Below are 14,264 nucleotides of genomic sequence, written 5' to 3' on the forward strand. Positions count from 1 at the left end.
GCGCTCGCCGGCGCCCGCGCCGCCGGCGTCGCCGTCCTCCGCCGCGATGGCGAGGCGGGCCGGGATGCGCTCGATCCCGGCGGCGAGCGCGTCGGGGTCCACGGCGAGGCAGAGTCGGATCCAGCCTTCGCCGGAGGCGCCGAAGGCCGAGCCCGGCGCCACGGCGACCCGCTGCTCGCGCACGAACCGGGCGGCCCACGCGGCGACGTCGCCGGCAGAGACGTGGGCGACGTCGACCCAGAGGTACATCGCCCCGCCGGGCACGAGGTAGTCGACGCCCTTGGCGTCCAGTGCGGCCGCGGCGAGCTCGAAGGCCGCGCGGTAGCGGGCCCGGGCCCGTGCGACCGTGTCCTGCGGGCCCTCAAGTGCGGCGAGCGCCGCGTACTGGTCGGGGGTCGCGACGCAGCTGATCGTCGCCTCCTGCATGGTGCGCAGGGTCGCGTCGAACCCGGGCGGCGTCACGAGGTAGCCGACGCGCACGCCGGTCATGGCGTAGCTCTTCGAGAACGAGTGCACCGAGAACACGCGGCCTTCCGCGCCCGAGAGCGAGGCCAGCTCCGTATGCGGCTCGCCCCACGCGAAGTGCTCGTAGACCTCGTCGGCGAGGATCCACAGGTCGTGCCGGCGGGCGAAGTCGAGCAGCGACTCGAGCGTGGCCCGGGGGAAGACGACGCCGAGCGGGTTCGACGGCGAGTTCACGATGAGCAGCCGCGTGCGCGGGGTGACGAGGGACTCGAGCTCGTCGAGGTCGGGCATGAAGCCGCGGGCCGGGTCGAGCCGGTACGGCACGGGTTCGGCGCCGAGCATCCGCGCGTTCATCGTGAAGGTCGTGTAGCCCGGGTCGGGCAGCAGCACCTCGTCGCCGGGGGCGAGGGTCAGGTGCATCGCGAGGTTGAGGGCCTGGGTGCCGCCCGCCGTCACCCACACCTGCTCGACGTCGACCTCGACGCCGTTCTCCCGGGCGAGCTTCGCGGCGATCGCCGCCCGCAGCGGTGCGATCCCGCCGTTGGCGGTGTAGCGGGTGTCGTCGCGGGCCCACGCATCGCGCGCCGCCTCGATGATGTGCGGCGCGACGGGCCAGTCCGGCTCGCCGACCGCGAGCTGGACCACGTCGTCGAGCGTCGCGGCGATCTCGTAGATCCGGCGGATGCCGGACGCGGGCACGTCGAGGATGTGCGGTGCGAGGCGGGGCATTGCGGCATCCTACGCGTCGCGTGTTGCAGATTCGTCGCGCGCCGGCGACGCCCGATCAGCCGGCCTGCAGCGTCGCGTCCGTGCGGTCCTGGAGGTACGCGCAGAGCTCGCCGAGCACGGTGAGGTCGGCGGCGAGGGTCAGGACGCCGGAGGCGTCGAGGTCGAACCCTTCGTCCCGGGCCTCGAAATGGACGCTCCAGCGGGGCGCGTCGTCGACCTGGACGGGGCGGAGGTAAGCGCTGGTCGGTGCGGTGTTCAACACCACGGTGACCATGCCGATGTCGCGTCCCTCGGGGTACACCTGCTCGAGGACCGAGATGTCCGGGGCGGAGTCGGACTGGCTGCGGAGGAACTCCGACACCCAGTTCTGGACGGTCGATTGATCGCGATAGGGCATTCGGGTCGGACCTTGCTCGAGTGGGGGCGGGGAAGTTGAACGTACCCGGCGGGGTACCGGGAGGACAAGAGGAATTCTCGGCAGCGCGCGACCGGTTCGGGTCGCCCGGCGCCGCTCAGCGGAAGTTGATGAACTGCACGTCGATCTCGAGGTCCTCCGACTTCAGCAGGCGGATGACCTCCTGGAGGTCGTCGCGGCTCTTGGAGGAGACCCGCAGCTCGTCGCCCTGGATCTGCGACTTGACGGTCTTCGGGCCCTGCTCGCGGATGATCTTGCCGATCTCCTTGGCATTCTTCTGATCGATGCCGTTCTTCAGGGCGATCTCGATGCGGAACTCCTTGCCGGAGGCGAAGGGCTCGCCCGCGTCGAGGCTCTTCAGCGTGATGCCGCGCTTGATGAACTTCGACTGCACGACGTCGAGGACCGCCTTGACGCGCTCCTCGCTGGAGGCCTTGAGGAGGATCTTCTCGCCCGACCATTCGACCGATGCGCCCACGCCCTTGAAGTCGTAGCGCTGCTCGATCTCCTTGCGGGCCTGGTTGACCGCGTTGTCGGCCTCCATCTTGTCGACCTTGCTGACGATGTCGAACGTCGAATCTGCCATGGGGGCGATTCTACCGAGCGGATGACGGCTTCCGCGGTTCGCGGGCTGTCGCGTTGCCCGCGTCCGAGGTGTGCGGTAGAAACTTCGATGATCGTGCAAGTCCAGGGGAGGGACGGGCGGCCACGCTCGCCGTCTCGAAAGGAACCGCATCGTGAAGTGGGTCAAGCGCATTCTGGTCACCGCCGTGGTGATCTTCGCGCTCGTGTACGTCATCTCCCGGCCGGATGACGCCGCCAACGCGGTGCAGGGCGCGGTGAACGCGGTGTTCGGCGCGATCGCGTCCATCGGGCAGTTCTTCACCTCGCTGGCCACATGAGCCTCGGGGTCCTCCTCGATCCGCACGTCGCCCGCTACCTGATCGAGGATCAGGGCGAGAAGATCATCGACGAGGTCCACAAGCACCCGATGGCCGTCGTCGGCCCGATCTTCGAACTGCTCGCCTGCGTGCCGATCCTGCTCATCGCCTTCTTCGTCCCGTCGCAGTGGGCGTGGGTGCCGATCGTGATCGCCCTGCTCATCGCACTGCACGCCGGCTGGCGCATCCTCGAGGCGCAGTACGACCGCTTCGTCATCACCAACATGCGCGTGTTCCGCGTGCACGGCATCCTGACGCAGCACCTCGCGACGATGCCGCTCTCGCGCATCCTCGACATCTCGGTCGAGAAGCCGCTCATCGGCCGCATCTTCAACTACGGCCACTTCGTCTTCGAATCGGCCGCGCAGGCGCAGGGCCTGCGCGAGATCCGCTACGTCGGCTGGCCCGACGAGCGCGACCTCACGATCCAGCGCACGCTCGCCCGCGCCGGTCTCCGCGGCAGCGGTTCGAGCGGCGCGAAGTCGCGCGCGTAGAGGGGGCTCGCGGGCATCCTCGGTGCGTCGCGGTCGGGCGGCGTCTTGGTCAGGCGGCGTCGGGGCCCGGACGGGCGGACGACGAGCGGACGCGCAACTCGTAGGGGAGCGCGGTCGCGGTCGGCGGACCGGCCTCCGCGGCGGGCTCGAGCTGCTCCATGAGGATCTCGACGGCGCGGGCGCCCTGCCGGTGGGGGAACTGCGCGACCGTCGTGAGGCCGAAGAACTCGCTGAGGTCGTGGTCGTCGATGCCGACGATCGAGACGTCGCGCGGCACGTTCAGGCCGAGGTCGCGCGCCGCGAGGATCGCGCCGATCGCCATCTCGTCGGACGCCGCGAAGATCGCCGTCGGGCGGTTGCGGGGGCTGCCGAGCAGTTGCAGCGCGGCGTGATGGCCGCCGGCCACCGTGAAGTCGGCGGCGGCGAAGAGCGTCGGGTCGGGCTCGACGCCCGCGTCCTGGAGCGCCGCCTCGTAGCCGAGCCGGCGGTTCGTCGGCAGGTGGAAGTCGAGGTCGAACTCGAGGTCGCCGCCGATGTGCGCGATGCGGCGGTGGCCGAGGCCGAGCAGGTGCTCGGTCGCGAGCCGGGCGACGGCCACGTCGTCGATGAGGAGCGTGCGCACGCCCTCGATCGGACCGCCGACGCCGACGATCGGCTTGCCGAGGTCGTGCAGGCGTGCGACCTCGCCCTCGGAGACCTCGAGCGAGATCGCGATGACCGCGTCGACGCGCTTGCGCAGCAGGAACTCGTCGAAGACGATCCCGCGCTCGGCGCCGTCGCCCGCGAGGTTGTAGAGGGTCAAGTCGTAGCCGTGGCGCAGGAGCGCCTGCTGGGCGCCTTCGAGCACCGAGGAGAAGAACCAGCGGTTGAGGAACGGCACCACGACGCCGACGTTGCGCGTGCGCCCCGTCGCCAGGCTCGACGCGTTCGAGGAGACGACGTAGCCGAGCTCGTGCGCGGCCGCTTCGACCTTCGCCTTCGCCCCGGCCGAGACATGGCCGCGCCCCGAGAGGGCGCGGGAGACGGTCGCGGTGGAGACGCCCGCGAGCTTCGCGACGTCGTCGATGCCCGCCATGGAACCCCTCGTCGTGATCCGGGTCGCGCCGGGAGGAGCCCGGCGGCTGCAGACAGCCTATCCGCGCGGATGCCGCGGGGGAGCGCTCCCATAGTCGCAGGGCGGCCGCTCGGCACGCGGAGAGCAGCCGCACGGGCACCGTCGTGCCACGATGGCGCTATGCAGACCGCGCTCCTCGCCGACACCGGCGCGAACGTCATGCCGTGGCTCATCGCCGCCGGCGTGCTCGTCATCCTCGGCCTCGTCGCCGTGCTCGTCGTCAACGCCCGCCGGGCGTCGAACGGTCCGCCCAAGCCGGACGCCACCGCCAGCACGGACGCCGCTCCGGGTGCATTCGCGGGCGGCGCGGTCGTGGGCGGCGCCGTCCCGGGGGCCGGCGGCGAGCAGCCTCCGGCGACGGACTTCCCGACGCCGAACGACGGGCCCTCCGGCGGCGGCTGGGACGGCGGCGGCTCGTTCGGCGGCGGCGACGGCGGCGGGGCCTCGGGCGGCGACGGCGGCCTCTGAGCGCCCGTCGCGCCGCGCACGGTGTGGCAGCATGACGCCATGGAAGCCGTGATCAACGTCCTGCTGCTGATCCTCGTCCTCGTCCTGATCGTCGGGGTCGTCGTCGGCATCTTCTTCGCCGGCCTCGCAATCGAGCGTCGGCGCGAGCAGCGCCGCCCCGGCGGTCCCCGCAAGGGAAACGGGGGTCACGTGAGCTCGTACGATCTCGCGAGCAACGTCACGCTCGGCACGACCGACAGCGGCAGCGGCAACGACTGAGCCCCCGCCCGCGCGACCTCGGCCTCGATTTCGCACCACGCCGATCACCCGGTACGATGTACAGGTTGCCGCGCGCGAAAGCGCGCAGCGCGCACGGCGAGTTACCCAAGCGGCCAAAGGGATCTGACTGTAAATCAGACTGCTCAGCATTCGGGGGTTCGAATCCCTCACTCGCCACCGACGCAAGGCCCCGCTTCGGCGGGGCCTTCGTCGTTCCCGGTGCGGTCTCGAGCGCGTCGGCGCGCGACGGTTGTCCCCGGGCAGGCGTAGCGTCGGAGCATGTGCGGGAGATTCGCGCTGAGCGATGAGATCAACGAGCTGATCACCGACTTCGTGGCCGAGGGCGGCGACTTCCGGGAGTGGCGGCCGTCCTACAACTTCGCGCCCACCGACACGGTGCCGGTGTTCGTGCAGTCGATGCCGCGCGACGGAGACGAATCGCACGAGGCCGGCACGCCGATCCGGCGCCTCGAACCGGCGCGATGGGGGCTCATCCCGAGCTGGTCGAAGGAACCGAAGACGAAGTTCCCGACCTTCAACGCTCGCAGCGAAGACCTCGCGAGCAAGGCGAGCTGGAAGGCGCCGTTGCAGTCCAAGCGGGCGATCATCCCGGCGTCGGGCTACTACGAGTGGCAGACGGCCGACGACGGCACGAAGACGCCGCACTACATCCACCTGCCGGGCGAACGCCTCGGCCTCGCGGGCCTCTACTCGTGGTGGGCCGATCCGTCCAAGGCGAAGGACGACCCCGACCGCTGGCTGCTCTCGGCGACCATCCTCACGTCCGACGCCGTCGACAACCTCATCGGCATCCACGACCGCAACCCGGTGCCGTTGCCGGCCGACCTCTGGGACTGGTGGACCGACCCGACCGTCACGGGCGACCAGGCCATGGTCGATGCCGCCGTGCAGGCCGCGCTACCCGTCGCGGAGCGGCTCGAGTCGTACGCGGTCGGCAAGATCCGCACGAACGACGACGGCCCGCAGCTCATCGCGCCGATCGGCTGACCGGCTCGGTCGCGACGACCGAACGGGTGCGCTCGGCGAGCAGCTCCGGGCAGAATGCCGTCAGGCGGCGTCCTCCGTCGACGCGGGCACGCGTTCGAGGCGCCCGCCCGTGAGCGTGTACTCGTGGACGGAGACGTTCTCGGCGCGCACGTAGTCCTCGGGACGCGCCGCGAGGCGCGCGTTGATCGCATTGATGACGCCGCCGTGCGACACCGCGAGCAGGGTGCCTTCGGGCACCGCGTGACGGGTGAGTGCGGCGGTCACGCGGGCGATCGCGTCCTCGTGCGACTCCACGCCCGGCAGCGGCCCCTCGTGCTCCGCGTGCACGTCGGCCCACGTGCGTCCCTCGAAGGCGCCGAAGTGCTGCTCGGCGAGATCGGCGTCGAGCTCGGAGACGGGCAGCCCGAGCGAGGCGGCGATCGCGGCGGCGGTGTCGGCGGCGCGCTGCAGCGGGCTCGCGACGACCCGCACGATGCGGGCGCGCTCGGCGGAGTCCGCGAGGCGCGCGGCGAGGCCGGCCGCCTGCGCCCGGCCGCGATCGTTCAGCGGGATGTCGGTCGTGCCCTGGACGCGGCCGGCGGCGTTCCAGTCGGTCTCGCCGTGACGGACGAGGAGGATGCGGAAACTCACCGCACGACCCTACCGGGGCTCCCTGGCGCGGAGGTCGGAAGTCGGAGGTCGGCGGTCGCTGGTCGAGTCGGCGCGGAGCGCCGTATCGAGACCTGCGGGGTCTCGATACGCGCTGCGCGCTACTCGACCGGCGAGGGGTGCTGCGCGCTACTCGACCGGCGGCGGCTACGCCGCGAGCCAGACCGTCGTGTCGGCGGGCAGGTCGCCGCCGGCGACGATGCCGGGCTCGCTCGCGAGCAGGACGATCGCGTCGGCGGGGATCGGGACGGCCTCGGCGCCGGTGTTGGCGACGACGGTCACGCCGCGGTTCGTGAAGGCGACGAGGTCGCGTCGCGCATCGGGCATCCACTCGAGGTCGCCCGTGCCGAGTGCGTGCTCGCGGCGGAGGCGGAGCGCCGCCTCGTAGAGCGAGAGCGTCGAGCCGGGGTCGCCGGCCTGCACGTCGCGGGCGAGGGTCGACCACTCGGCCGGCTGGGGCAGCCACGAGGCGTCGCCCGAGCCGAAGCCGAAGGCCGTCGCGTCGTGCTCCCAGGGCAGCGGCACGCGGCAGCCGTCGCGGCCGTAGCGCTCGCCGGCGGTGCGGAACCACGTCGGGTCCTGCCGGGCCTCGTCGGGCAGGAAGATGTGCTCTGGCAGGCCGAGCTCCTCGCCCTGGTAGAGGTAGGCGGAGCCGGGCAGGGCGAGCATGAGCGCGGTCGCGGCGCGGGCGCGGCGCAGGCCGAGCGCGGCGTCGGGCAGGCCAGGGGTGTTCGGGCCGATGCCGTCGCCCTGGAGGTTCTCGGCCTTCAGCGCGAGGCGCGAGGCGTGCCGCACGACGTCGTGGTTGGAGAGCACCCAGGTGGCGGGGGCGCCGACCTTGCCGAACTCCTCGATCGACTGGCGGATGACGCGGCGGAGCGCGGGGGCGTCCCAGTCGGTGAACATGTAGCCGAAGTTGAAGGCCTGGTGCATCTCGTCGGAGCGCACCCACTTCGCCATGCGCGGCAGCGGGTCGACCCACGCCTCCGCGCAGAGCACGCGGTCGCCCTCGTACTCCGCGAGCACGCGGTTCCAGGCGCGGTACACCTCGTGCACGCCATCCTGGCCCCAGTAGGGCGCGGGGACGAACTCGGTCGGAGCCGGTTCGAACTCGTCGATCTCGACGGGCTCGGACGCGGTCTGCGACCCGCCCATGGAGTTCGAGTCGGCGGGCGGGAACCAGTCCGGGAGCCCCTCCTCCTTGATCAGCCCGTGGGCGACGTCGACGCGGAAGCCGTCGACCCCGCGGTCGAGCCAGAAGCGCAGGATGTCCTCGAACTCGGAGCGGACCTCCTCGTTCGTCCAGTCGAAGTCGGGCTGGCTCGAGTCGAAGAGGTGCAGGTACCACTGGCCGGGGGTGCCGTCGGCCTCGACGATGCGCGTCCAGGCCGGGCCGCCGAACACGGACTGCCAGTTGTTCGGGGGCTCGGTGCCGTCGACGCCGCGGCCCTCGCGGAAGAGGTAGCGGCCCCGCTCGGGAGAGCCCGGCGCGGCGGCCAAGGCCTCCTGGAACCAGACGTGCCGGTCGCTCGAGTGGTTGGGCACGAGGTCGGCGATGACGCGGATGCCCCGCGCGTGCGCTTCTTCGAGCATCCGGTCGAAGTCGTCGAGGGTGCCGAAGAGCGGGTCGACGTCGCGGTAGTCGGCGACGTCGTAGCCGGCATCCTTCTGCGGGCTCGTCATGAACGGCGAGAGCCAGATGGCGTCGACGCCGAGGCGGTCGAGGGCGTCGAGACGGCTCGTGATGCCCGGGAGGTCGCCGATCCCGTCGCCGTTCGAGTCGGCGAAGGAGCGCGGATAGATCTGGTAGATGACGGCGCTCCGCCACCACTCGGCGCCCGCGACTGCGGGGGCGTCCGGGCGGGCGGGGGCGTTCGCCGACGGGCGCGTGGCCGTCCGGACGTCCTCGGGGGCTGAAGTCATGACGGAGACTCTATGCCACATTCTGATGGAAGCGATTGCAGGAAATCGCGAACCGTTCAACGGTCACAGATCGGTATCGGCGAGAATCGCCGAGTTGCCAACGGTGAAAACGGCAGGTAGAACTGTAACCGCTTGCACCAAGCGGGCGCAGTCGAGGGAACGGCCTCCCGAGCCGGACCGACGATCACTGACGATCACATGAGGAAGGCAGCACCAATGAAGGTGACCAAGTCCCAGGGACTCCTGACCGCCGGCGCGACGCTCGCGCTCGCGACCCTGACGCTGACCGGATGCGCCGCAGGCGACGCTTCCGGCGGCACCGAGGAGTCGGCGTCGACGTCGACCCTGACCGTCTGGGTCGACTCCGAGCGGGTCGACGCCCTCGAGGGCGCCGCGGCGTCGTACGAGGAGAAGACCGGCGTCGACGTCAAGCTCGTCGGCAAGGACGTCTCGACCATCAAGGACGACTTCATCCAGCAGGCGCCGACGGGCAAGGGCCCCGACGTCGTCATGGGCGCGCACGACTGGCTGGGCGAGCTCTCGACCAACGGCGTCGTCGCGCCGCTCGAGCTCGGCGACACCGCCGGCGACTACCTCGACGTGGCCATCAACGCGGCCACCTACGACGGCACCGTCTACATGCTCCCGTACGCGGTCGAGAACATCGCCGTCATCCGCAACACCGCGCTCGTCCCCGAGGCCGCGACGAGCTTCGACGACATGATCGCCAAGGGCACGGCCGCGGGCCTCGAGCAGCCCTTCGTCGTGGAGCAGGGCGCCGAGGGCAACCCGTACCACCTCTACCCCTTCCAGACCGCGTTCGGCGCCCCCGTCTTCGGCTCCGACGAGAACGGCTACAACGCCGACGACCTCCAGATCGGCAACGCCGGCGGCGAGGCCTTCGCGACCTGGCTCGGCACGCAGGGCAAGAACGGCACCGGCGCCTTCAACACCGACATCGACGGCGACATCGCCAAGGACTCGTTCCTCACCGGCAAGTCGGCCTTCTGGCTCACCGGTCCGTGGAACGTCGGCGCGGCCGTCGACGCCGGCCTCGACATCGCCATCGACCCGGTCCCGAGCCCGACCGGCGAGGTCGCCTCGCCGTTCGCCGGCGTGAAGGGCTTCTTCGTCTCGGCCGAGTCGGAGAACAAGGTCGCCGCGAACGACTTCCTCGTCAACTACCTCGGCACCGAGGACGTGCAGCTCGCCCTCTTCGAGGCCGGCAACATCCTCCCGGCCCTCAGCGCCGCCGCCGAGACCGCGTCGTCCGACCCGATCATCGCGGGCTTCGCGACCGTCGGCGCCGACGCCGTGCCCATGCCGGCCATCCCCGCGATGGGCGCCGTGTGGCAGTACTGGGGCATCGCCGAGGCCGAGATCATCAATGGCGCCGACCCGGTCGCGACGTGGCAGAAGCTCACGTCCGACGTCGCCGCCGCGATCGCCGGCTGACACCCCTCGTCGGTCGATCCCGTCCGTCGGTCGATCCCGTCCGTCGGTCGAGTAGCCCGAAGGGCGTATCGAGACCCGTCACCCGGTCTCGATACGCCGCTTCGCGGCTACTCGACCATCGGTGGATGCGACCAGCGGACCGGCGCGTCCGTACCACCCGAAAGCGAGCAGTGATGAGCATCCAGACCGACGAACCGGTGCGCCTGGCGGGCGAACCCGCGCCGCCGCCCCCCACGCCCAAGCAGCGCCGTGCCGCGCGCATCGCGGACGAGGCATCCGGCGGGCTCCTGGCCGTCGTGCTCAAGCTCGTGCTGCTCGGCGTCGTCGACGCGATCGCGGTGTACGGCGTGCTCGTGCTCGCGACCCACGAGCAGTGGCTCGTGACGGGCGTCGTCGTCGCCGTCACGGCGCTCGTGAACTGGATCTACTTCTCGCGCAAGCGCCTCCCGGCGAAGTACCTCACGCCGGGCGTGATCTTCCTCGTCGTGTTCCAGGTGTTCGTGCTCGTCTACACCTTCTACATCGGGCTCACGAACTACGGCACCGGTCACAACGGCTCCAAGGAGCAGGCGGTGTCCTCGCTCATGGCCTCCTCGCTCGAGCGCGTCGAGGACTCGCCGACCTACCCCGTCACGGTCGTCGACCGTGCCGGGGAGCTCGGTCTCCTCGTGACGAACCCCGAGACGGGCGACGCCTACGTCGGCACGTCCGAGCAGCCGCTCGAGCAGGTCGACGCCGACTTCGACGGCGACCGGGCCGTCGCGGTCGAGGGCTGGACCTCGCTCCAGTTCGCCGACGTGCTGAACCGCACCGAGGAGATCACCGCGCTCGCGGTGCCCTACTCGGAGAACCCGAACGACGGCGCGATCCAGACGCCCGACGGGCAGAGCGGCTACCGCTACGTCTCGACCCTCGAGTACGACGAGGCCGCCGGCACCATGACCGACACGTCCACCGGCGTCGTGTACTCCGACACCGGCGTCGGCGCGTTCACCGCCGAGGACGGCTCGCAGCTGCTGCCCGGCTGGCAGATCGTCGTCGGCTTCGACAACTTCGTGCGGGCCGTGACCGACGAGCGACTGGCCGGTCCGCTCGTGTACGTCACCCTCTGGACGTTCGCCTTCGCGATCCTCTCGGTCGCGACCACGTTCTTCCTCGGCCTCTTCCTCGCGATCGTCTTCAACGACCTCCGGATGCGCGGCCGCAAGATCTACCGGGTCCTGATGATCCTCCCGTACGCGATCCCGTCGTTCCTCTCGGCGCTCGTGTGGGCGGGCATGTTCAACCGCAGCTTCGGCTTCTTCAACCAGGTGCTCTTCGGCGGCGCCGAGATCCCGTGGCTGACCGACCCCGTGCTCGCCAAGGTGGCGATCCTCATCGTCAACCTCTGGCTCGGCTTCCCCTACATGTTCCTCGTGTGCACGGGCGCGCTGCAGTCGATCCCCGACGAGCTGCAGGAGGCGGCGCGCGTCGACGGGGCGAGGCCCTGGGCGATCTTCCGGCACATCAAGCTGCCGCTGCTGCTCGTGAGCGTCGCGCCGCTCTTGATCTCGTCGTTCGCGTTCAACTTCAACAACTTCAACATCATCTACATGCTGACCAACGGCGGTCCGCGCGACTCCGACGCCCCGATCCCCGTCGGCCACACGGACATCCTGATCTCGATGGTCTACAAGGTCGCCTTCACGGGCCAGACCCGCGACTACGGCCTCGCGAGCGCCTACTCGATCATCATCTTCGTCGTCGTCGCGATCATCGCGATCCTCGCCTTCCGCCGCACCAAGAGCCTCGAGGAGCTGAACTGATGGCCGCCCAGACTCCCGTCCCCGGTACCGCGACCGGACTCACCGAAGGCGAGATCCGGGTGTTCGAGGATGCCTCGGCGCCGCGCCGCACCGACGCCGAGCGCATCGCCGAGATCCCGACCAAGCGGCCCTTCCGTTTCGGGAAGTGGTTCGCCGCGACCGGTTGGCGCCACGCCGTCGGCATCGTCGTGGTCGTGTTCTCGCTGTTCCCGATCGTGTTCGTCGTGTCGTCCTCGCTCAACCCGAACGGCACGCTCATGGGTTCCAACGCCCTGTTCTCGCAGCTCGGGCTCGACGCGTACGCGCGCATCCTGAACGACCCGCAGGTGCCGTTCCTCACCTGGTTCGGCAACACCCTCCTCATCGCGGGGGTCACGGCGGTCTGCACCGTCTTCCTCGGCGCACTCGCCGCGTACTCGTTCTCGCGGATGCGATTCGCGGGCCGCCGGTTCGGGCTCATCTCGATCGTCGTCATCCAGATGTTCCCGCAGCTGCTCGCGGTCGTCGCGATCTTCCTGCTCATGAGCTCGATCGGCGACCTGTTCCCGGCGATCGGCCTGAACACCCACCTCGGGCTGATCATGGTCTACCTCGGCGGCGCGCTCGGCGTGAACACGTACCTCATGTACGGCTTCTTCAACACGGTGCCGGCGTCGATCGACGAGGCGGCGAAGATCGACGGCGCGGGCCACGCGCGCATCTTCTTCACGATCATCCTGCGACTCGTCGCGCCGATCCTCGCCGTCGTCGCGCTGCTCTCCTTCATCTCGACGGTCAACGAGTTCGTCGTCGCGTCGGTGCTGCTCGTCGACACCGAGCAGCAGACGCTCGCCGTCGGCCTCACGAAGCTGGTCTCGAACCCGCGCTACGCGGACTGGTCGGCGTTCTCGGCCGGCGCGGTCATGGCCGCGCTGCCCGTCATGGCGCTCTTCCTCTTCCTGCAGAAGTACATCGTGGGCGGGCTGACGGCGGGCGCGGTGAAGTAGGCGGCGTCGGCCGGCCGGGTTAGCCTCGTCCGCATGAGCGATGCCCGGACCGCCGCCGCGGTGGAGACCGTCGCCATCGGCGACGGCATGTGGCGGGTGAGCCGCGAGGGCGTCGCGCTCGGCGTCGTGCACGTGTTCGTCGCGCGCGACGGCGAGCGATTCATGGCCCGCGTCGTCGACCGGCAGCGCCGCTGCTGGGTGCGCGTGGGCGAGTACTGGGAGTTCGAGCGGGCGGTCGCCGCGCTCGTCTCCTGAGGATGCTGCCCGCACCGGCCGCCCGATAGCGTCGGGGCATGAGCACCGAACTCCTCGACCTCGCCCGTTCGATCGCCACCCGTGCCGCCGCGTCGGCCCTCGAGGCGAGGAGGCGGGGGGTGTCGGTCGCCGCGACGAAGTCCTCGGACGTCGACATCGTCACCGAGGTCGATCGGGACACCGAGGACCTCATCCGCTCGCTCATCCTCGACGCGCGTCCGAACGACGGCATCCTCGGCGAGGAGGGTGAGGGCGTCGTCGGCACGAGCGGCGTGAGCTGGGTCGTCGACCCGATCGACGGCACGGTGAACTTCCTCTACGGCAACCCGGCCTGGGCCGTCTCCGTCGCGGTCGTCGAGGGCGAGCCCGAGCCCGCCTCGTGGCGGGCGCTCGCGGGCGTCGTCGCCCAGCCGACGACCGGCACGGTCTTCGAGGCCTCCGCCGGCGGAGGCGCGCGCGCCGACGGGCGCGAACTGCAGGTGAACCGCGACGTGCCGCTCTCCCGAGCACTCGTCGGGACCGGCTTCGGCTACCGCGCCGACGTGCGCGCCGAGCAGGCGGCGATCGTCGCCGCACTGCTGCCGCAGGCGCGCGACATCCGCCGGATCGGCTCGGCCGCGCTCGACCTCTGCGCCGTCGCGGCGGGCACGCTCGACGCCTACTACGAGCGCGGCCTGAACCCGTGGGACCACGCGGCCGGCGCCCTCATCGCGGCCGAGGCGGGCGCCCGTGTCGCCGGACTGCACGGGGCGCCGGCGGGGCACGCGCTGACGATCGCGGCCGCTCCCGAGCTCTTCGGCCCGCTCGAAGCGGCGCTGCTGGCGGCCGGCATCGAGTGACGACTCGGGTTTTCCGCGACTGATCGGGGGTCCGCCGTTCGGAGGACGACCGACCCCGGCGCGGAGGTGGAATTCATGACGCGCACGGGGTTAGTCTTTACCGATCCGTTATCTCGGCTCCGAGATACAGCCCCCGACGGAGAGAGCCACCACCCGTGCACGAGCCCACCCCTGCGCCCGGCCGCGAGCCCGGCGCCGCGACGAACGCGCGCCCCGACGCCGCGTTGTCGCGTCGGGAGCTCCGCGAGCGTCTCCGACTCGAGCAGTTGCAGGCGCCGTCGTACGAGCAGGGACCGGGCACCGGGAGCGCGGGCCGGGCGGCTCCGCCCGCCGCTTCGGCACCGTCGTCGCAGCCGGTCGCGCCCGCATATCCGAGCCGCGGCGACCTCCGTCGTGCAGCCCTCGCCGCCGAGCAGGCCGCCCGCAGCGCCGCCGGGCACGGGGTTCCGGCCGAGCCCGAC

The 14,264-nt window shown here is 71.0% G+C and carries 16 protein-coding genes, 1 tRNA gene and 1 pseudogene; 12 read left to right on the forward strand and 6 right to left on the reverse strand.

Annotated elements, in window-relative coordinates; translation table 11 throughout:
- The 3 genes from GB864_RS15915 to GB864_RS15925 form a co-directional block, all read right to left on the reverse strand.
- Positions 1 to 1,194, reverse strand: a 1,194-nt coding sequence (locus GB864_RS15915; protein ID WP_160426683.1) for a pyridoxal phosphate-dependent aminotransferase, incomplete at its 3' end; no start/stop codon positions are given.
- Positions 1,195 to 1,249: 55 nt separating this feature from the next.
- Positions 1,250 to 1,591 carry a protein-L-isoaspartate carboxylmethyltransferase gene (locus GB864_RS15920; RefSeq protein ID WP_160426684.1) on the reverse strand — a complete coding sequence of 114 codons (342 nt, stop codon included), beginning with the start codon at positions 1,589 to 1,591 and terminating at the stop codon, positions 1,250 to 1,252.
- A 115-nt stretch (positions 1,592 to 1,706) separates the two neighbouring features.
- Positions 1,707 to 2,195, reverse strand: a complete 489-nt coding sequence (locus GB864_RS15925; protein WP_160426685.1) for a YajQ family cyclic di-GMP-binding protein — start codon at positions 2,193 to 2,195, stop codon at positions 1,707 to 1,709.
- A gap of 151 nt (positions 2,196 to 2,346) precedes the next feature.
- Between GB864_RS15925 and GB864_RS18230 the strand changes: the two genes are divergently transcribed.
- On the forward strand, positions 2,347 to 2,511 hold the full coding sequence (locus GB864_RS18230; protein WP_202107302.1) for a hypothetical protein: 165 nt from the start codon (positions 2,347 to 2,349) through the stop codon (positions 2,509 to 2,511).
- Positions 2,508 to 3,044, forward strand: coding sequence for a PH domain-containing protein (locus GB864_RS15930; RefSeq protein ID WP_160426686.1), 537 nt, complete (start codon positions 2,508 to 2,510; stop codon positions 3,042 to 3,044). The genes GB864_RS18230 and GB864_RS15930 overlap by 4 nt, the downstream gene beginning before the upstream one ends.
- A 49-nt stretch (positions 3,045 to 3,093) precedes the next feature.
- On the opposite strand, the gene GB864_RS15935 is transcribed toward GB864_RS15930, so the two are convergent.
- A complete protein-coding gene (locus GB864_RS15935; RefSeq protein WP_160426687.1) occupies positions 3,094 to 4,119 on the reverse strand; it encodes a LacI family DNA-binding transcriptional regulator in 1,026 nt (341 codons plus the stop codon).
- A 159-nt stretch (positions 4,120 to 4,278) separates the two neighbouring features.
- On the opposite strand from GB864_RS15935, the gene GB864_RS18235 reads away from it, so the two are divergent.
- The 4 genes from GB864_RS18235 to GB864_RS15950 all read left to right on the forward strand — a co-directional run bounded on the left by GB864_RS18235 (position 4,279) and on the right by GB864_RS15950 (position 5,892).
- On the forward strand, positions 4,279 to 4,626 hold the full coding sequence (locus tag GB864_RS18235; protein WP_202107301.1) for an LPXTG cell wall anchor domain-containing protein: 348 nt from the start codon (positions 4,279 to 4,281) through the stop codon (positions 4,624 to 4,626).
- Positions 4,627 to 4,665: 39 nt separating this feature from the next.
- Positions 4,666 to 4,884: a hypothetical protein gene (locus tag GB864_RS15940; RefSeq protein WP_160426688.1), complete on the forward strand. Its 219-nt coding sequence runs from the start codon at positions 4,666 to 4,668 to the stop codon at positions 4,882 to 4,884.
- Positions 4,885 to 4,979: 95 nt separating this feature from the next.
- A tRNA-Tyr gene (locus GB864_RS15945) sits at positions 4,980 to 5,061 on the forward strand.
- 102 nt (positions 5,062 to 5,163) lie between these two features.
- Positions 5,164 to 5,892, forward strand: coding sequence for an SOS response-associated peptidase (locus GB864_RS15950; protein WP_160426689.1), 729 nt, complete (start codon positions 5,164 to 5,166; stop codon positions 5,890 to 5,892).
- A gap of 60 nt (positions 5,893 to 5,952) precedes the next feature.
- On the opposite strand, the gene GB864_RS15955 is transcribed toward GB864_RS15950, so the two are convergent.
- Positions 5,953 to 6,522, reverse strand: a complete 570-nt coding sequence (locus GB864_RS15955) for a histidine phosphatase family protein (protein WP_160426690.1) — start codon at positions 6,520 to 6,522, stop codon at positions 5,953 to 5,955.
- Positions 6,523 to 6,687: 165 nt separating this feature from the next.
- Positions 6,688 to 8,463: a glycoside hydrolase family 13 protein gene (locus GB864_RS15960; RefSeq protein ID WP_160426691.1), complete on the reverse strand. Its 1,776-nt coding sequence runs from the start codon at positions 8,461 to 8,463 to the stop codon at positions 6,688 to 6,690.
- 216 nt (positions 8,464 to 8,679) lie between these two features.
- Here GB864_RS15960 and GB864_RS15965 point away from each other — a divergent pair, with 216 nt between their 5' ends.
- The 6 genes and pseudogenes from GB864_RS15965 to GB864_RS18610 form a co-directional block, all read left to right on the forward strand.
- Positions 8,680 to 9,918, forward strand: coding sequence for a sugar ABC transporter substrate-binding protein (locus tag GB864_RS15965; RefSeq protein ID WP_160426692.1), 1,239 nt, complete (start codon positions 8,680 to 8,682; stop codon positions 9,916 to 9,918).
- A gap of 173 nt (positions 9,919 to 10,091) precedes the next feature.
- Positions 10,092 to 11,723, forward strand: coding sequence for an ABC transporter permease subunit (locus GB864_RS15970; protein WP_160426693.1), 1,632 nt, complete (start codon positions 10,092 to 10,094; stop codon positions 11,721 to 11,723).
- Positions 11,723 to 12,709, forward strand: a complete 987-nt coding sequence (locus tag GB864_RS15975; protein WP_160426694.1) for a sugar ABC transporter permease — start codon at positions 11,723 to 11,725, stop codon at positions 12,707 to 12,709. Before GB864_RS15970 ends, GB864_RS15975 begins: the two co-directional genes overlap by 1 nt.
- Positions 12,710 to 12,742: 33 nt before the next feature.
- Positions 12,743 to 12,964 (forward strand): hypothetical protein, encoded by a 222-nt coding sequence (locus GB864_RS15980; RefSeq protein ID WP_160426695.1) that lies wholly within the window; start codon positions 12,743 to 12,745, stop codon positions 12,962 to 12,964.
- Positions 12,965 to 13,002: 38 nt separating this feature from the next.
- Positions 13,003 to 13,803: an inositol monophosphatase family protein gene (locus GB864_RS15985; RefSeq protein WP_160426696.1), complete on the forward strand. Its 801-nt coding sequence runs from the start codon at positions 13,003 to 13,005 to the stop codon at positions 13,801 to 13,803.
- Positions 13,804 to 13,958: 155 nt separating this feature from the next.
- Positions 13,959 to 14,264, forward strand: a pseudogene (locus tag GB864_RS18610) (hypothetical protein); the annotation flags it as partial.

The organism is Agromyces seonyuensis (assembly GCF_009789225.1).
Lineage (GTDB): Bacteria > Actinomycetota > Actinomycetes > Actinomycetales > Microbacteriaceae > Agromyces > Agromyces seonyuensis.